This window comes from Microbacterium sp. ZKA21, from assembly GCF_050434165.1.
In the GTDB taxonomy this organism is placed as follows: domain Bacteria; phylum Actinomycetota; class Actinomycetes; order Actinomycetales; family Microbacteriaceae; genus Microbacterium.
The window spans coordinates 611,681-627,848 of the sequence record NZ_JBNPVV010000001.1 but is presented as its reverse complement, the minus strand read 5'-3'; the positions used below and the strand labels follow the sequence as shown (position 1 = coordinate 627,848).

The 16,168-nt window shown below is 68.9% G+C and carries 19 protein-coding genes; 7 read left to right on the top strand and 12 right to left on the bottom strand.

Annotation, left to right across the window (positions count from 1 at the left end; genetic code table 11):
- Positions 1-90 precede the first annotated feature (90 nt).
- Positions 91-477 (bottom strand): DUF4307 domain-containing protein, encoded by a 387-nt coding sequence (locus M2317_RS03135; RefSeq protein WP_429457219.1) that lies wholly within the window; start codon positions 475-477, stop codon positions 91-93.
- Positions 478-545: 68 nt separating this feature from the next.
- Here M2317_RS03135 and M2317_RS03130 point away from each other — a divergent pair, with 68 nt between their 5' ends.
- Entirely contained in the window at positions 546-836 is a 291-nt protein-coding gene (locus tag M2317_RS03130; protein WP_429457217.1) for a hypothetical protein, read from the top strand.
- 12 nt (positions 837-848) lie between these two features.
- Here M2317_RS03130 and M2317_RS03125 read toward each other — a convergent pair whose 3' ends face one another.
- The 3 genes from M2317_RS03125 to trhA all read right to left on the bottom strand — a co-directional run bounded on the left by M2317_RS03125 (position 849) and on the right by trhA (position 2,985).
- Positions 849-1,616 carry an SDR family NAD(P)-dependent oxidoreductase gene (locus M2317_RS03125; RefSeq protein WP_429457215.1) on the bottom strand — a complete coding sequence of 256 codons (768 nt, stop codon included), beginning with the start codon at positions 1,614-1,616 and terminating at the stop codon, positions 849-851.
- Positions 1,617-2,090 (bottom strand): S-ribosylhomocysteine lyase, encoded by a 474-nt coding sequence (locus tag M2317_RS03120; protein ID WP_429457213.1) that lies wholly within the window; start codon positions 2,088-2,090, stop codon positions 1,617-1,619.
- 160 nt (positions 2,091-2,250) lie between these two features.
- Entirely contained in the window at positions 2,251-2,985 is a 735-nt protein-coding gene (trhA, locus tag M2317_RS03115) for a PAQR family membrane homeostasis protein TrhA (protein WP_429457211.1), read from the bottom strand.
- A gap of 94 nt (positions 2,986-3,079) precedes the next feature.
- Here trhA and M2317_RS03110 point away from each other — a divergent pair, with 94 nt between their 5' ends.
- From M2317_RS03110 to M2317_RS03100, 3 genes are all read left to right on the top strand, one after another.
- Positions 3,080-3,862, top strand: a complete 783-nt coding sequence (locus M2317_RS03110) for an isoprenyl transferase (protein WP_429457209.1) — start codon at positions 3,080-3,082, stop codon at positions 3,860-3,862.
- 32 nt (positions 3,863-3,894) lie between these two features.
- Entirely contained in the window at positions 3,895-5,022 is a 1,128-nt protein-coding gene (locus M2317_RS03105; protein WP_429457207.1) for an aminotransferase class V-fold PLP-dependent enzyme, read from the top strand.
- A 160-nt stretch (positions 5,023-5,182) separates the two neighbouring features.
- The gene (locus M2317_RS03100; RefSeq protein ID WP_429457205.1) at positions 5,183-6,532 is read left to right on the top strand and encodes a PhoH family protein; all 1,350 of its coding nucleotides are present in this window, start codon (positions 5,183-5,185) and stop codon (positions 6,530-6,532) included.
- Between the two features lie 94 nt (positions 6,533-6,626).
- On the opposite strand, the gene M2317_RS03095 is transcribed toward M2317_RS03100, so the two are convergent.
- The 6 genes from M2317_RS03095 to xseA form a co-directional block, all read right to left on the bottom strand.
- The gene (locus M2317_RS03095; RefSeq protein ID WP_429457203.1) at positions 6,627-7,460 is read right to left on the bottom strand and encodes a DUF559 domain-containing protein; all 834 of its coding nucleotides are present in this window, start codon (positions 7,458-7,460) and stop codon (positions 6,627-6,629) included.
- Between the two features lie 203 nt (positions 7,461-7,663).
- Positions 7,664-9,058, bottom strand: a complete 1,395-nt coding sequence (locus M2317_RS03090) for a class II fumarate hydratase (RefSeq protein ID WP_429457201.1) — start codon at positions 9,056-9,058, stop codon at positions 7,664-7,666.
- On the bottom strand, positions 9,055-9,729 hold the full coding sequence (locus tag M2317_RS03085) for a carbonic anhydrase (protein WP_429457199.1): 675 nt from the start codon (positions 9,727-9,729) through the stop codon (positions 9,055-9,057). Before M2317_RS03085 ends, M2317_RS03090 begins: the two co-directional genes overlap by 4 nt.
- Positions 9,726-10,373, bottom strand: a complete 648-nt coding sequence (locus M2317_RS03080) for a DUF4245 family protein (RefSeq protein ID WP_429457197.1) — start codon at positions 10,371-10,373, stop codon at positions 9,726-9,728. Before M2317_RS03080 ends, M2317_RS03085 begins: the two co-directional genes overlap by 4 nt.
- The gene (locus M2317_RS03075; RefSeq protein ID WP_429457195.1) at positions 10,370-10,609 is read right to left on the bottom strand and encodes an exodeoxyribonuclease VII small subunit; all 240 of its coding nucleotides are present in this window, start codon (positions 10,607-10,609) and stop codon (positions 10,370-10,372) included. The genes M2317_RS03080 and M2317_RS03075 overlap by 4 nt, the downstream gene beginning before the upstream one ends.
- 28 nt (positions 10,610-10,637) lie before the next feature.
- Entirely contained in the window at positions 10,638-11,915 is a 1,278-nt protein-coding gene (xseA, locus tag M2317_RS03070) for an exodeoxyribonuclease VII large subunit (RefSeq protein WP_429457193.1), read from the bottom strand.
- A gap of 89 nt (positions 11,916-12,004) precedes the next feature.
- Here xseA and M2317_RS03065 point away from each other — a divergent pair, with 89 nt between their 5' ends.
- Both M2317_RS03065 and M2317_RS03060 read left to right on the top strand, forming a co-directional pair.
- The gene (locus tag M2317_RS03065) at positions 12,005-13,051 is read left to right on the top strand and encodes a 4-hydroxy-3-methylbut-2-enyl diphosphate reductase (protein ID WP_429457652.1); all 1,047 of its coding nucleotides are present in this window, start codon (positions 12,005-12,007) and stop codon (positions 13,049-13,051) included.
- A 239-nt stretch (positions 13,052-13,290) separates the two neighbouring features.
- Entirely contained in the window at positions 13,291-13,830 is a 540-nt protein-coding gene (locus M2317_RS03060) for a DUF6264 family protein (protein WP_429457192.1), read from the top strand.
- A 10-nt stretch (positions 13,831-13,840) separates the two neighbouring features.
- Here the strand turns inward: M2317_RS03060 and M2317_RS03055 are convergent, their stop codons facing one another.
- Positions 13,841-14,026: a DUF1918 domain-containing protein gene (locus M2317_RS03055; RefSeq protein WP_429457190.1), complete on the bottom strand. Its 186-nt coding sequence runs from the start codon at positions 14,024-14,026 to the stop codon at positions 13,841-13,843.
- Between the two features lie 201 nt (positions 14,027-14,227).
- Between M2317_RS03055 and M2317_RS03050 the strand changes: the two genes are divergently transcribed.
- Entirely contained in the window at positions 14,228-15,358 is a 1,131-nt protein-coding gene (locus M2317_RS03050; RefSeq protein ID WP_429457188.1) for a hypothetical protein, read from the top strand.
- A gap of 60 nt (positions 15,359-15,418) precedes the next feature.
- Here the strand turns inward: M2317_RS03050 and M2317_RS03045 are convergent, their stop codons facing one another.
- The gene (locus tag M2317_RS03045) at positions 15,419-16,018 is read right to left on the bottom strand and encodes a DUF4822 domain-containing protein (RefSeq protein WP_429457186.1); all 600 of its coding nucleotides are present in this window, start codon (positions 16,016-16,018) and stop codon (positions 15,419-15,421) included.
- Between the last annotated feature and the right edge of the window lie 150 nt (positions 16,019-16,168).

The window sequence follows — 16,168 nt, the reverse complement described above, 5'->3', positions numbered from 1 at the left end:
GCTCCTTTGTTCAGCGCCCTTCAGAGCGCACCGGGGATATGCCAAGACGCCCCGGCGATCGTGCCGGGGCGTCAGTTGTCTGAGGCGAGTCTATGCGACCCAGCAGGAGTTGACCAAACCCGTGGTCGCCTCCGCGACGGTGCGCACCTGCTCGGTGATCGCCCTGCTGTGCTGCTCGGATGCCGGGATCTCGACGATCTTCCAGCCCACCACGCCGAACTCCTCGTCGAGCGCCTCGATGGCGCAGGCGATGTCCTTCCCGGCCACCCCGCTCACCTGGAACCGGACCTCGACGGCGTACTGATCCGTCACCTCGAATCCGAGATCGTCCGCATCGACGGAGTTCATCGACTGCGTGATCGTCGACCATCCGAAGTACGCCACGACGACCGCGGCGAGCACGATGCCGACGATCCACGGCAGCCGACGTCGACGGGTGCGTCCGTAGCGGGCATCGAGTTCCTGGGCGGTCGTCACGGGGCGCGTCTTTCGATCGTTAGGCTGGTCTCTACAGGTTATGCGACCTGCGCACGAAAGGCGGCCACATGCTGGTTCTGTTCGGCTCAGACACCCCGATGCCGACTCCTTCGATGACGGTGAATCCGGACGATGTGACTCCCGGTTTCGTCGGGTTCGCGGCGATCGTCGTCGTGCTCATCGCGGTCGTGCTGCTGATCTGGGACATGAACCGCCGCATCCGCAAGGTCCGCTATCGCGAAGAGGTCCGCGAGGAGCTGGACGCCGAAGAGGCGGCCGCGCGCGAAGCCGAAGCCGACACCGCGCAGCGGGAAGCCGATTCGGACGTCGAGAGCGACGACGGCGACCCGAAGCCCTGATGGCTGCACGGCTCAGTGCATCGTCATCCCGCCGGTGACGTTGATGCCCTGGCCCGTCAGGTAGCCCGCCAGGTCGCTGGCGAGGAACAGCGCGACACCGGCGACGTCCTCGGGTGTCCCGGTCCGCCCGAGCGGCACCTGCGAGCGGTCTTCCACGGCCACCTCGTCCGCTGTCATGCCGCGGATCGCTCCGCCCTCGATGCGTTCGCGATGCTTCATCGGCGTCTCGATGATCCCGGGGCAGATCGCATTCACGGTGATGCCGTGCGCCGCGAGCTCGGTCGCCATCGTCTTCGTGACGCCGAGGACCGCGTGCTTCGAGGCGACATAGGCGGTCATGCCGCGATACCCGTTCTTGCCCGCCTGGGACGAGATGAAGACGATGCGGCCCGTCCGCCCCTCGCCCACCAGACGCGCCGCGACGTGCTTGGCGACGAGGAAGGACCCCTTGGCGTTGACGTCGAGGTTGAGGTCCCACTGCGCCGACGTCGTCTCGGTCGCGAAGCCGAGCGTCGACGTCCCCGCCGCCGTCACCACCGTGTCGATCGTGCCCAGGCGTGTGGCGATCTCTGAGACGACGGCGGCCACGGCATCCTCGTCCGTCACGTCCAGACGGACGGTCCACCTGCCCTGCGTGTCGTGCTGCAGCCCGTCGGGCAGCGACAGATCGGCGCTGATGACCGTGGAGCCCTCGCTGGTGAAGGCGTCGACGATCCCGGCGCCGATGCCGCTCGCGCCGCCGGTGACGAGGACGACGCGACCGCGGAGCTCGTCGAACACTCAGACTCCCGTGCGGGTGAAGGCGTCGAGGCTGATGCCCTGCTCGAGGATGCGCTTGGACCACTCGCGCGCGCTGTGCAGGCTGTGGTCGCGATAGTTGCCGCACTCGACGGCGGACACGCCGGGGACATCATCCCACTCCGCCTTCTCGGCGATGAACTCGAGCCCGGCCTTGATGGCCGACACGACATCGGCGACCGATGGCTCGCCCCAGGTGATGAGGTGGAATCCGGTGCGGCATCCGAAGGGGGAGATGTCGATGACGCCGTCCAGGTGGTCGCGCAGGACGCTGGCGAGGAGGTGCTCGATCGTGTGCAGGCCGGCGGTGGGGATCTCGCCCTCGTTCGGCTGCACGAAGCGCACGTCGAAGTTCGAGATCGCGTCGCCCTTCGGGCCGCGCTCGGTGGCGATCAGGCGCACGTAGGGTGCGTGGACGGCGGTGTGATCGAGCGTGAAGCTCTCGACTTCGGCCATGGTGTTCTCCTTCTGTGGTCAATTGCCGGGATCGGGCCCGGCCCGACGGTATCCCGCCGAAGGCCGGAGTTCACATCGTGTTACGCGCGGTGTCCGGGGGCGCCGATCAGCCGGGCGGGCCTGCTCAGCCGGGCGGGCCTGCTCAGCCGGGCGGGCCTGCTCAGCCGGGCAGACCCAGTGAAGGGGAGTACGGCTGCAGGGCGATCAGCAGGCAAGCGGTCCAGTGGCACAGGAACGCGAGCACGGTGCAGACGTGGAAGATCTCGTGGAACCCGAAGTGCCCCGGCCACGGGTTCGGTTTCTTCAGCGCGTAGACGATCGCGCCGCCGGTGTACAGCAGGCCCCCGACGATCACGAGGATCATCATGGCGACGTTCGCTCTGAGCAGGTCGGGCATGTACATCACAGCAGCCCATCCCAGCAGCAGGTAGAGCGCGACGTACAGCCAGCGCGGTGCGTTGATCCAGAAGACGCGGAACAGGATGCCGAGCAGCGCGCCGCTCCACACCAGTGAGAGCAGCAGCACGCCCTTCTCCGGTTCGAGCGCGAGCGTCGCGAGCGGCGTGTAGGTCCCGGCGATCAGCAGCAGGATGTTCGCGTGATCGATGCGCTTCAGCACGATCTTGGTCTTCGGACCCCAGTTGAAGCGGTGATAGAGCGCAGAATTGCCGAACAGGAGCAGAGAGGTGGCCATGAACACCGCCGCCGACCACTTCGCCGGCGCGCCCTGCGCCAGCACGATCAGAACGATGCCGGCGGCGATCGCGACGGGGAACGTCGCGGCATGGATCCAGCCCCGCCAGGTCGGCTTGATCTCGACGTCGGCATCGACCGCCGCGGCGTCGAGCAACGGCAGCTGGGGGACGTCGGGGGTCTTGGCTGCGCGTCTGCTCACGTGCTCACTCTAGGCCGCGATCCATTCCGCGAGCAGTACATACACTGGGCGATCGCACAGCGCTGAACAAGGGCGAGCACGGTAGCGTAGGGACGTGAACGCACGCGCGAGCGAAGGCCGGGGGCCGCTGTACCGGCTGTACGGCCGGCGTCTGCGCAGGCAGCTCGAGGCGGCGCCGGTTCCTCATCACGTCGCGATGATGATCGACGGCAATCGTCGCTGGGCCAGACAGCTCGGGCTCGGCTCACCCGCGGACGGGCATCGCGCCGGGGCCGCGAAGATGCGGGAGTTCCTGGGGTGGTGCGATGAGATCGGCATCCCGGTCGTCTCGCTCTACCTGCTCTCCAGCGACAACCTGCTCAAGCGCGACTCGAACGAGATCGCCGATCTCATCGAGATCATCGCCGAACTCGCCGACGCGCTCTCACGCGAGCCGAACTGGCGCGTCAAGCATGTCGGGCGCGCTGACATCCTTCCAGCCGAGCTGGCCCGCGTCCTCGCGGATGCCGAGCAGCGCACGAAGGACCACACGGGGCTGCACGTCAATCTCGCGGTCGGCTACGGCGGACGCAATGAGATCGTCGACGCCGTGCGCAGCATCATCGCGCAGCACAACGCCTCGGGCGGAACACTCGAGGACCTGGCATCCCAACTGACTCCGGAGATGATCGGCGAGCACCTGTATACGACAGGGCAGCCGGATCCCGACCTCGTGATCCGCACGAGCGGCGAGCAGCGGCTGAGCGACTTCCTGCTGTGGCAGAGCGCGCACAGCGAGTTCTACTTCGTCGAAGCGCTCGGACCCGACCTGCGCGAGATCGACTTCCTGCGCGCGATCCGCGACTACGCCGGACGCGACCGGCGGTTCGGCCGCTGACGCGCGGCGCGTCCACGTGGCAGGATGAGCCGGTGAGCGCTTTCGAAGACTTCCTCGCCACGTTCGACGTGGAGCCCGGGTACCTGAACTGGGCCGCGAACGGTCCGTTGTCGCCCTCCGTGCGGGCAGAAGTGTTCGCCGACGCCGATCTGCTCGGCAGCGGACGCCCGTCATCGCTCGCCCTGGTGGCGGATCGGATCGCGCAGGCCAAGGAGACCGCGGCCGAACTTCTCGGTGTTCCCGCGACGGAACTCACCGTGCAGCCATCCGCGACATACGGTCTCATGCACGCGTTCTTCGGCCTCGGCGGCGAGGTGATCGCGTCGCGCGCGGAATTCCCCAGCATCACCCTCACCCTGGAACGGGCAGCGCACGCCTCGCACGGCGAACTGGCGGCGCGCTGGATCGATCCGCATGGCGGCCACGTGACGCCGGATGCCGTCGCCGATGCGCTGGATGACGAGGTCACCGCCCTCGCGGTGAGCCACGTCGACTTCCGCACCGGTTTCCGTGCGGATCTGGCCGCCCTGCGCGAGGCGATCGGGCCGGATCGACTGCTGATCGTGGATGCCGTGCAGTCCCTCGGAATCGTCGAGGACGACTACTCCGTCGCCGACGTCGTGGTGGGTCATGGCTACAAGTGGCTCCGCGCCGGGCGCGGCACCGGGTTCGCACGGTTCTCCGCCGCCGCACGCGAGCGGATCGCTCCCGTGCTGTCGGGCTTCGGCGGCGTCGGAGGTCCGCTGCCGGTCGACGAGCTGCCGGCCCCGGCATCCGATGCCAGCGCCTACACCGTGAACGGACCCGATCAGCTCGCCGTCGCGCGGCTGGCCGTCGGACTCGGCGACGTGCGCGACGCCGGCGTCGCTCGGATCGAACAGGCGGTCGCCGAGCACGTCGACGCGATCCTGGAGATCGCGGATCGCCACGGCATCCCGGTCCGCAGTCCCAGGGAACGCGCACGGCGCGCCGGCATCGTGACCCTGGCACCCGAGCACCCCGCGCCGCTGTCCGCGGCGCTCGTGAACGCCGGCGTCGTCGCGACGACGCGCGGAGACGCCGTGCGCGTGGCTCCGCACGCGGGGACCACGGCCGACACCCTCCGGATGCTGGACGACGCGATCGCATCCGCCGGCAACGAGAAGTTCACCAGCGCGTAACGTGCCTTTCGCGTGTCGAGCGCGTCGGATGCCGCTCCACGGTCGTACCTTCTAGGCATCGGGCACGGTGCCCGGTCGAGTCGGCCTTCAGGTACGCGACTCGTGGCCCAGGTCGACTCGAGGCAATAGCCGGGAGACAGTCCCGGGTCGGGAGTGGGTCGTGACCACACGTACAGCGCAGCAGCAGTCCCGCAAGAGCACCGAGGAGCAGCCGGCAACGGATCTGCGGACCTACGTGCTCGACACCTCGGTCCTGCTGAGCGATCCGCAGGCGTTCTTCCGGTTCGCCGAGCATTCGATCGTCCTTCCGGTGGTCGTGATCACCGAACTCGAGGGCAAAAGGCATGATCCGGAGATCGGCTACTTCGCGCGGCAGGCGCTGCGCCATCTCGACGAGCTGCGCATCGAGCACGAGCGGCTGGACTTCCCGGTGCCCATCGGCGAGGGCGGCACCTTCCGCGTCGAGCTGAACAACACCAGCGGAGACATCCTGCCCAGCGGCATCCGGCTCGGCGACAACGACAGCCGCATCCTCTCGGTCGCGATGCACCTGTCACAGGGCGGGGAAGATGTCACGATCGTCTCCAAGGACCTGCCGATGCGCGTCAAGGCGGCTTCGCTCGGGCTGCGGGCGGAGGAGTACCTCGCCGAGCAGGCCGTCGATTCCGGGTGGACCGGGATCTCGACGCTGGACCTGTCGGGCGACGAGATGAGCGACCTGTACGAGAGCGAGGTCGGAACCAGCGAGGAGGCCATCGGGCTGCCCGTGAACACCGGCCTGATCATCCACTCCGAACGCGGATCCGCTCTCGGGCGGGTCACGAGCGACGGCGAGTACAAGCTCGTGCGCGGCGACCGCGAGGTCTTCGGCATGCACGGCCGCTCTGCCGAGCAGCGCATCGCGATCGACCTGCTGCTCGACCCGGACGTCGGCATCGTCTCGCTCGGCGGACGTGCCGGCACGGGGAAGTCGGCGCTCGCGCTCTGCGCCGGTCTGGAAGCGGTGCTCGAGCGCCAGCAGCAGAAGAAGATCATCGTCTTCCGCCCGCTGTTCGCGGTCGGCGGTCAGGAGCTCGGCTACCTCCCCGGCGACCAGGGCGAGAAGATGGGCCCCTGGGGACAGGCGGTGTTCGACACGCTCGGCTCCGTGGTCTCGGGCAACGTGCTGGAAGAGGTCGTGGACCGCGGGCTGCTCGAGGTGCTGCCGCTGACGCACATCCGCGGCCGCTCGCTGCACGACGCCTTCGTGATCGTGGACGAGGCGCAGTCGCTCGAGCGCAACGTCCTGCTGACGGTCCTGAGCCGGATGGGGCAGAACTCCCGTGTCGTGCTCACCCACGACGTCGGACAGCGCGACAACCTGCGCGTCGGTCGTCACGACGGCGTCGCGAGCGTGATCGAGACGCTCAAGGGTCACGACCTGTTCGGACACGTGACGCTGATGCGCTCCGAGCGCTCGGCGATCGCAGCGCTCGTGACCGAGCTGCTGGAGGGCGGCGAGCTCAGCTGACCCGTTGCCCATCACTTCGGGGGCCGACACGCCACTTGTCGGACGTTTCTTCACGAACGGTCCGACATCTGGCGTGTCGGCCCCCGTTGTCTCGTCACGCGTGTTCGCGCACGCGGACGATCCCGGCGAGGATCGCGGCGCGCACAGTCGGCCAGTCGAAGATGATCTGCGCATAGTCGAATCGGAGAGTCTCGTACCCGAGAGCGGATGCCGCGGCATCCCGCACGAGATCCTTATGCCGCTTCGATCCGCCGTCGTGGTTCGCCTTGCCGTCCACTTCGAGGATCAGGCGTCCGTCGATCACGAAGTCCACTATGCCGACGCCGACCAGCATCACTTGTGTCGCAAGCATCAGTCCGATGAAATGCAGGCGCAGACGAAGGATCGATTCGAGCCCGCTGTCCGCATCGTCGCGTGCGAAGTCGACCAGCCAGCGCGCGTACGCGGGAAGCGATCCACGCAGGCGGAGTCTCGCGGCGCGTGAGAGCTTGCGCAACCGCAGCGCTGACTCCAGCGAAGCGAAGAACGATTCGTCGCCTTCGCAACGGTGCAGGTGCGCCAGCGCGGTCTCGACGTCGACGAGCCCGACGGGAACCTCGCCCCGGAAGAAGTGGCTGACACAACGGCATCCGCTGTGCTCGTGGACGCGGCCTCGCCGTCCCACCCAGACGTGCGGCCGCGCGTCATCGGTCAGAACCCAGATTCCGTGGGCGCGCAGGGCAGCGGCGCAGGTCAATGCTCCGCCGTGGAGCGCCGCGTCACGCGCCTCCTGGTCCGCGCCGACCGCGGCGTACAAGCCTGGCCGGAGGCGCTCCACCTCGCCTTTCCGCACCGCCTGCGTCAGTCGCGGCCGGCTGACGCCGTTCTTCTGGAGGGTTGTTCCGTGGGCGATTCCGCCGAGGTGGTCGAGGAGCAGTTGCGGGTTCATGGCGACAGCATGCCGCGCCTCGATCAGGGCGCGGAGCCGCGGCTGCCCGTCTGTGCGGGATCTGTGGACAAGACGCTGTGAACGTTCGTTGTGCAGGGGACGTGCTGCGAACAGAACGGGGGCCGACACGCCAGATGTCGGACCGAAAGGCGGTTAACGTCCGACAAGTGGCGTGTCGGCCCCCGAAGTGGTGGCCGCGGGGGTCAGCCCGGGTGGGTCATGCTCAGCAGGTCGAGCTTCTCGTCCAGCTGCTGCTCGGTGAGCTCGCCGCGCTCGACGTAGCCGAGGTCGATCACGGCATCGCGCACCGTGATGCCCTTGGCGACCGCGTGCTTGGCGATCTTGGCGGCGGCTTCGTAGCCGATGAGCTTGTTCAGCGGGGTGACGATCGACGGGCTCATGCCAGCGAATGCGGCGGCGCGCTCGGTGTTCGCCTGGAGGCCGTCGATCGTCTTGTCCGCGAGCACGCGCGAGGCGTTCGCGAGCAGACGGATCGACTCGAGCAGAGCCGTGCCCATGACGGGGATCGCGACGTTGAGCTCGAAGGCGCCGGAGGCACCGGCCCACGCCACGGTCGCGTCGTTGCCGATCACGCGGGCGCAGACCATCAGCACGGCCTCGGGAACGACCGGGTTGACCTTGCCGGGCATGATCGAGGAGCCGGGCTGAAGGTCGGGGATGTGCAGCTCGCCGAGACCCGTGTTGGGCCCGGATCCCATCCAGCGCAGGTCGTTGTTGATCTTCGTCAGCGACACCGCGATGGTGCGCAGGGCTCCGGACGCCTCGACGAGCCCGTCACGGTTGGCCTGCGCCTCGAAGTGATCCTTCGCCTCCGTGATGGGCAGCTCCGTCTCGGCGGCGAGCAGCGCGATGACCTTCTGCGGGAAGCCGAGCGGTGTGTTGATGCCGGTGCCGGTGGCGGTGCCGCCCAGCGGGACCTCGGCGACGCGGGGGAGCGCCGACTGCACGCGCTCGATGCCGAGGCGCACCTGGCGGGCGTATCCGCCGAACTCCTGGCCGAGGGTGACGGGCGTCGCATCCATGAGGTGCGTGCGACCGGACTTCACCGCGTCCTTCCACAGCTGCGCCTTGGCCTCCAGCGCGACGGCGAGGTGGTCCAGCGACGGGATGAGCGTGTCGATGAGCGCCTGGGTGACGGCGATGTGCACCGAGGTCGGGAAGACGTCGTTGGAGGACTGCGACGCGTTCACGTGGTCGTTCGGGTGTACCGGCGAGCCCAGGATGCCGGTCGCGAGAGTGGCGAGCACCTCGTTCATGTTCATGTTCGAGGACGTGCCGGAGCCGGTCTGGTACGTGTCGACCGGGAACTCGCCGTCGTGCGCGCCGGACGCGACCTGGTCGGCGGCGGCGGCGATCGCGTCGGCGATCGCGGCATCGAGAGTGCCGAGCTCCTTGTTCGCCAGGGCTGCCGCCTTCTTGATCCGGGCGAGTGCGGCGATCTGGGTGGATTCCAGGCCCTTGCCCGAGATCGGGAAGTTCTCCACCGCGCGCTGCGTCTGCGCGCCGTAGAGCGCGTTCACGGGCACGCGAACCTCGCCCATCGTGTCGTGCTCGATGCGGTACTCGGTCTCGGTCACTTCGATTCCTCCTGGGTTGTGGGAGCGCCTGTGCTCCCGGTGTCGATGCCCACCGTGATCACGGGCACGGCCGTGCCCTCGGCGAGGCGGTAGTTCGCGCCGACGATGCCGAGTCGCCCTTCGGCGACGGCGTCGCTGATCAGCTCGGACGACTGCAGCAGATTCGCCACGGTGTTGCGCAGGTGCTCGCGTCCGACGAGTTCGGCGTCGATGTCCGCCGGTTCCGTTCCACCGTGCTCGGCGAGCACCTTGCGGGCCGCCGGGATGATCGGAGCGATGAGCTTCCAGATGTGCGGGGGCAGGGGTGCCGCATCGATGGCGGTCCCGTCGATCGCGGCCTTCACGGCGCCGCACGAGTCGTGCGCGAGGACGACGATCAGCGGGACCTCGAGGACCTCGACCGCGTACTCGAGGCTTCCCACGATGGACTCGCCGATGACCTGGCCCGCGTTGCGGACCACGAACAGGTCGCCCAGCCCGAGGTCGAAGATGATCTCGGCCGAGAGACGCGAATCCGAGCATCCGAACAGGGTCGCGATCGGGCTCTGCCCGTCGGCGAGTTCGTGGCGCTTCTCGACGTCCTGGTTCGGATGCCGCGGTTCACCGGCGACGAATCGGCGGTTCCCTTCGCGCATCTCGTGCCAGGCCTGGTTCGGGGTCAACACAGTCATTCGGCCTCCTCCACAGCGGTGATCTGAGAATCCAGCGATCGGGCGACCTCGGCCATCGAATCCGCGGACCGCGAACCGAACAGCAGAACGTAGTCATCGCCGGCCTGGGTGCCCAGGGCGTACGTGACGTTGGCGGACCCGCGGTCGCCGATGTCGTACACGTCCCATTCGCGGCCGTCGATGGTGACGGTCGAGGTGGGGGCGAAGCCGTCCAGCATCTGCGGCGCCCAGGCGGCGTCGGCGTCGAACGCCTGGGCGATGCGGATGAATCCGCGCTCCTCCTCGTCGGCCGGAGCGATCGTGATGTTCCAGACGACGGTCGCCCCGCCGTCGAGCTGCGCGACGTTCACGCGCCAGAAGTCGTCCAGGTCGGGCACGACGACCGGACTCTGCATGGTCGATTCGACGTCGGCGGCGATCCGGTCCACGTCGATCTTCGCCGCGGGAGTCGGCTCGCCGCGGGGAACCGCGAACACGATGACGGCGACGACGGCGACCGTCAGGATCAGCGCCGCGATCAGGTGCCGGAAGGTCTGGCTGGAGCGGTAGGCCTGGCTGGAGGCGGCCTTGCGCGCTGCCGTCTCGTCGGGAGTCTCCGGGCGTCCGAGTTCGGCGACGATGGGGGCGGAGGACTTGCGGCTCACGACTCGTCCTCGTCGGATGCCGCAGTGCGCGCGGCGTCCAGACGGCGCTTCGCGCCGAGCAGCCACTCCTCGCAGCGCGCGGCGAGCGCCTCGCCGCGCTCCCACAATGCCAGCGACTGCTCGAGCGTCGGAGCGCCCTGCTCGAGCTCGGCGACCACCCGGACGAGTTCGTCGCGCGCGGCCTCGAACGACAGCGATTCCACAGGGGTGTCGGTCGGCGCAGTCACGCCCTCCATCCTACGTCGTCGCCCGACTCGCGCCGATTCAGGCGCCTTCCGCGATCTCGCCCTCCGAGCGCACCGTCACAGACCCGCGGTCGACGGTCAGAGTCAGCGCCGTGCCGGCCGGGGCATCCGTCGCATCGCGCAGGATCACCCCGCCGTCGAGGTGCGCGATGGCGTACCCGCGGGCGAGCGTCGCTGCGGGTGACAGCGCACGCAGGGACGCTCGGAGCTCGGTCGTCCGGCGCCCCGCATCGTCCACGCGACGCGACACGATGTCGCGGCCGCGCGCCGCGAGCAGCAGCGTCTCCTGGGCTCGCGCGTCGATGATGTGGTCGGGGGAGCGCAGCACGGGGCGCGAACGCAGCTGGTCCAGCTGCGCGATGTCGTGCGAGACCCGTTGCGTCAGCCGGCTCGTGGCCCGCGAACGCAGCTGCGCTATGAGCGCGCGCTGTTCGCCGACATCCGGGACGACGCGCTTGGCGGCGTCGGTCGGTGTGGAGGCCCGCAGGTCGGCGACGTCGTCGAGCAGCGGATGATCGTTCTCGTGGCCGATCGCGGAGACGACCGGAGTGGATGCCGCGGCCACCGCCCGCACCAGCCGCTCGTCGCTGAACCCGAGCAGGGTCTGGGGGTCGCCGCCGCCGCGGGCGATGATGATCACGTCGACGTCCGGGTCGGCATCCAGTTTCGCCAATGCTGCGAGCGTGTCCGGGACGCACCGATCGCCCTGCACCGCGGCGTACTCGGTGCGGAACCGCACCGCCGGCCAGCGCAGCTCGGCATTGCGGTGCACGTCCTTCTCGGCATCGGACCGCTCGCCCGTGATCAGCCCGATCACATGCGGGAGGAACGGCAGCGGACGCTTGCGAGCCGCGTCGAACAGACCCTCCTGCCGCAACTGCATGCGCAGCTTCTCCAACCGCTCGAGCTGATCACCGAGACCGACGTGCTTCATCGCGGAGACCGTGAAGCTGAAGTCGCCGGCCTTGACGAAGTAGTCCGCCTTGACCGCGGCTGTGACGTGGTCGCCGACACCGAGGTCGTTCGGGATGCGGGCGCGCACGCTCGACCAGATGCGCAGGGAGATCTGCGCATCCGAGCGGGTGTCCTTCAGCCGCGCGAACACGTTGCCGGCCCGCATGTTCCAGGACGTGATCTCCCCTTCGACCCAGACCGTGTTCCAGCGGGCGACGAAGTCGCGGATCGTCGTGTTCAGGCGAGCGACGGAGGTCGGCGCATCCGCCGTGGAGTCCTTCGGCGCGACGGCGTCGGCCGGGGGCGCCTCGCCGGGGACGGACGCGGCCTCGAAGACGGTCATCCTGTTCCTCCTGTCGGCGGCTCGCCCAGCCTCGTCCCATCCGCTCGCCGTAGAATCGAGGGGTGAGCCAGACAGCCGTGCACCTATCCATGCCGCGTATTCCGCGATCGCGGCGCGCCGCGCTCCAGGATAACCCGGTCGACGGACACAAGCGGGTGCTCCTCGCCGCCCCGCGCGGGTACTGCGCCGGCGTCGACCGCGCGGTCGTCGCGGTCGAGAAGGCGCTCGAGCGCTACGGAGCGCCGGTGTACGTGCGCAAGCAGATCGTGCACAACATCCATGTAGTGACCGAGCTCGAGGACAAGGGTGCGATCTTCGTCGACGAGGTCGACGAGGTACCCGAGGGCGCGCACGTCGTGTTCAGCGCGCACGGAGTGTCGCCGGCCGTCGTGAACGCGGCATCCGACCGGGGGCTGCACGCGATCGATGCGACCTGTCCCCTCGTCACCAAGGTGCACCGCGAGGCCGTGCGCTTCGCCAAGAACGATTTCGAGATCCTGCTCATCGGCCACGACGGCCACGAAGAGGTCGAGGGGACCGCGGGCGAGGCGCCCGACCACGTCACCGTCGTGAACTCCCCCGAGGAGGCGGACACCGTCGTGGTGCGCGACCCGTCGAAGGTCGTGTGGCTGTCGCAGACGACGCTGTCGGTCGACGAGACCATGGAGACGGTGAATCGTCTGCGCACACGCTTCCCCGAGCTGCAGAACCCGCCGTCCGACGACATCTGCTACGCCACTCAGAACCGGCAGGTCGCGATCAAGAAGGTCGCCGCCGAGGCTGAGCTCGTGATCGTCGTCGGTTCGGCGAACTCCTCCAACAGCGTCCGCCTCGTCGAAGTCGCACTCGAGTACGGCGCCAAGGCCGCATACCGCGTCGACTACGCCGATGAGGTCGAGCAGGAATGGCTCGACGGTGTGGCGACGGTCGGCGTCACCAGCGGCGCGTCCGTCCCCGAGGTCCTCGTCGAAGAGGTGCTCGAGGCGCTGAGTGGTGCCGGCTATGCCGACGTCCAGGAGGTGCGAACCGCGGAGGAGGACCTGATGTTCTCGCTTCCCAAGGAGCTCCGACAGGATGCTGCGGGCCAGCGCGACGCGCGTCCACTCGGCGGCCGCACCACGGAGGCGTCCGCATAGCGCTCACCTGTTCCGGCAGGGCACGGAGACAACTCGCCGAGATCGGCTCTACGATGTAATCGCGGCGCCGGTCTGATGGTGCCGCAGGTGCCGGAGCGTCCCCAGCGCCCGGTGCTTTCGGTGCGAGCGTCCCCAGCGCTCACGCCAGCGGCCCCGGGGTGTCCCCACACCTCGGGGCCGTCGCCGTGTGAGCGGAATTCCTGGGAGAGACGCAGAGGACGACTCGTTAGCATGGCGGGATGAGCGACCAGATGACCCCGGCCCCGCGGCCGCAGTACGGCGAGTATGCGACGCCCGAGGAGCAGCGTCGTCTGGCCGGGCTTCCTCCCGTGGATGCGGCGCCGGTCGTCGAGGAACCGGTCCGGCCGGTGGCCGCTGCTGCGCCGGTGAGCGCACCGAGCGCTCGCCCGAGCGGCGCCGATCGGATCGTCACGATCGCTCTGCTCGCCTACGGACTCGTCAACGTCGTCATGACGGCGATCTCGTATCTCGATCTTCCGACCGTCCTGCAGCAGAGCATGGACATCCTGGGCATCGAAGGCGATTTCACGAACTTCGCACCGGCACGGCTCTGGGGCGGCATCGCCGCCGTCATCCTGGTGATCGGCTACGCGCTCACCGTGCTCGTCGCCTTCCGCCGACTGCGTGCGGGCAAGCGCTCGTGGTGGGTGCCGCTCGTGGGTGCGGCCGTGACGATGATCGTCGTCACGATCTGCATAATGATCCCGATGATGGGCGACCCGGCGTTCGCCGCGTACCTCCAGACCGGCGGTCTCTGACCCAGACGGATCACCCGCGCGACCGGATGTGCGCGTCGGGCCCAGGGAACAGGACGCCCTCGTGGCCGTCGTCCCAGCGGACGAGGTACGGCGGAGCGCCGTCGTCGCCGTGGACCTCGACGATGACGCCCTCTCGCCTGGGCGTCGTGTCCGTGCGCCCTTCGACGATCAGCTGATCTCCGGGTTGTGCATGCATCATCCCCACCTCGCTTCGCCGTGGCCGTTGCCGCTGATTCCACGATCCTCCGCATGCCCGGTCGTACGCAAGCGGGTCACGGGTACTGTCGAAGGCGTGCCTCATGACAACTTCGGAGTTCGCGTCTCGTATGCCTCGGTCGAACGAGGCGATGGCGCGGATCCACGCGCCTCTGCGCGGGGCGTGCTCTCGACTCTGCGCGTGCTGTCCGCCGTGCGGGACGCCTCTGCCGCATGGCAGGAGCACGCCGAAGCCCTGCTGGTGATCCCGTTGACCGATGACGGGGCGGTGCTGACTCTGACCGACGACGACACCGTTGCGACGACGCTGGCGGTCGACGCGCTGCGTGCGGCATTCGCGGATGCCGGGCTGAACCTCTCGTTGGCCGCCGATGCACCCGCGGCGGTGATTCCCGCAGGTTTCGAGGAGTTCGAGGCCGAGTTCGCGGACGGGCCCGCAGGCGCGGGCGTGGAGCCGGCCGATGGTTCCGAGTCGTTCGCCCCGATTCCGGTGCGAGTGGCGGCGTTCTCGCATCGGGGACCCGCCGTCGCGCGCCTGCTCGCCGAGGCGAATCGGACGACCGTCGTGCATGTGGAGGAAGGGGAGTGGTCGCTGCAGCGCTTCCGGACGTCGGATCCGACCGCTGGATGGGTGTCGTCGAGCGCCGAGCTTCCCGTGATCGAGGTCAATCGCACGGATGACGGCGAGACCTGGGTCGAGGTTTCCGCGGGGGCCGGGACGGTACCGTTCTGGCCCGATGCCGAGCGCGACACGCAGCCGGTGCTGGATCCCGACGCGATCACAGTCCCCGAGACCGTCGAGGTGTACCGACGGCTGCTCACGGAGGGCGACGGCAGCCGCGATGAACTGGCCGAGCTCGCGACTCTCACCCGACTGGACGTGGATGCCGCTCATCGCGGACTGATCGCCGAGGCTCTGGGCGGAGTGGTCGGCACCGACGAGCGCCATCGCGCGTTCCTGGCCGCGTTCGGGATCCCGGACGCCCTGATCGATCAGGCCTTCGACGACGCAGAGGAACGCGGTGTCCGACGATTCGAGCCGGTCGGCTGGCCCGCGGCGGTCTGGAACACTCTCGTCGCCGGCGTCGGCGAGCTGGCACCGTTGCCCCGGCGGAACACGTTCTTCCAGCGCGCGGCGGCCGCGATTCGACGCCGACCCGTTCTGGGCCTCGCCCTATCCACCGGTGAGCTGACGTTCGGACTGTGGGCTGCGCGCCGCCTCCCCGGTGCGGCGAAGGCCGTGGGACTGCTGGCGATCGTCGACGCGATCGGCGGTATCGCCGTCTGGATCACGCGGCTCCGCCGCCGCTGACGCGTCCCGAGACGAGACGAGGCCCGGCGCGCGCAGCGCCGGGCCTCGTCTCGGCATGGATCAGTGGGCGTTGCCGTTGTTGAAGTGGTAGTCGCCGCCACCACCCTGGTGGCCGTTGGCGCCAGGGCCGCGGCCGCCGGTACCGGACTCGACGTGGTTCGTCTTCGTGTGCACGATGTCGTAGTAGATGCTCGTGTCTGCGGCGTCGGGGAACACGCGGTAGGTGAAGACGTTCTTGGTGAGCTCCGTGATCGGGACGACGCGCTGGAACAGCACGTCGCCCGCGGCATCCTTCGCGTTGATCCAGCGCTCGGAACCGTCGGGCGCAACCGTCCAGTCGCCGTGGAGCTTGGGGCTGTCGTCGAGGTTGTACATCGTGTACGTGCCGTCCGCGTCGAAGTACGCCCAGCCGACGAAGTTCGACACCGCGGCATCGTCGAGGGCGACGCGGTTTCCGTTCTGGTCGAACGCACTCGTCGTCTTCCACGGCGTCGAGGCGAGCACGTCCGACGGCGTCTGCGCCATCCGCACCGAGGAGAAGGATGCCGAGGCGGCAGGGGCTGCGGCGGCAGCGGTCGTCGGGACGATGGCGAGGGCCGCGAGGGCCACGGTCGACGCGGCGATGACGGAACGGCGGGTGAAGGAGGTGGTGATGTTCATGTCCTCCACGCTACGAATCGCCCATCGGACGGCACATCATCCGATCGGCTAGCCTTGGGCGCCCGAGCGGTCGACATCGCCGAACGCAGGATGCCCCGGCCGATCGGCCGGGGCATCCTGACACGGGCTCAGCGAGCCGGTCCTGCGGTG

Bases quoted from the DNA above. Each gene is read 5' to 3' on its own strand.
- M2317_RS03130 (WP_429457217.1), top strand. From the start codon at position 546: ATGCTGGTTCTGTTCGGCTCAGACACCCCGATGCCGACTCCTTCGATG.
- M2317_RS03120 (WP_429457213.1), bottom strand. From the start codon at position 2,090: ATGGCCGAAGTCGAGAGCTTCACGCTCGATCACACCGCCGTCCACGCA.
- M2317_RS03095 (WP_429457203.1), bottom strand. From the start codon at position 7,460: ATGAACCCGCAACTGCTCCTCGACCACCTCGGCGGAATCGCCCACGGA.
- M2317_RS03085 (WP_429457199.1), bottom strand. From the start codon at position 9,729: ATGACTGTGTTGACCCCGAACCAGGCCTGGCACGAGATGCGCGAAGGG.
- M2317_RS03075 (WP_429457195.1), bottom strand. From the start codon at position 10,609: ATGGAGGGCGTGACTGCGCCGACCGACACCCCTGTGGAATCGCTGTCG.
- xseA (WP_429457193.1), bottom strand. From the start codon at position 11,915: ATGACCGTCTTCGAGGCCGCGTCCGTCCCCGGCGAGGCGCCCCCGGCC.
- M2317_RS03065 (WP_429457652.1), top strand. From the start codon at position 12,005: ATGCCGCGTATTCCGCGATCGCGGCGCGCCGCGCTCCAGGATAACCCG.
- M2317_RS03060 (WP_429457192.1), top strand. From the start codon at position 13,291: ATGAGCGACCAGATGACCCCGGCCCCGCGGCCGCAGTACGGCGAGTAT.
- M2317_RS03055 (WP_429457190.1), bottom strand. From the start codon at position 14,026: ATGCATGCACAACCCGGAGATCAGCTGATCGTCGAAGGGCGCACGGAC.
- M2317_RS03045 (WP_429457186.1), bottom strand. From the start codon at position 16,018: ATGAACATCACCACCTCCTTCACCCGCCGTTCCGTCATCGCCGCGTCG.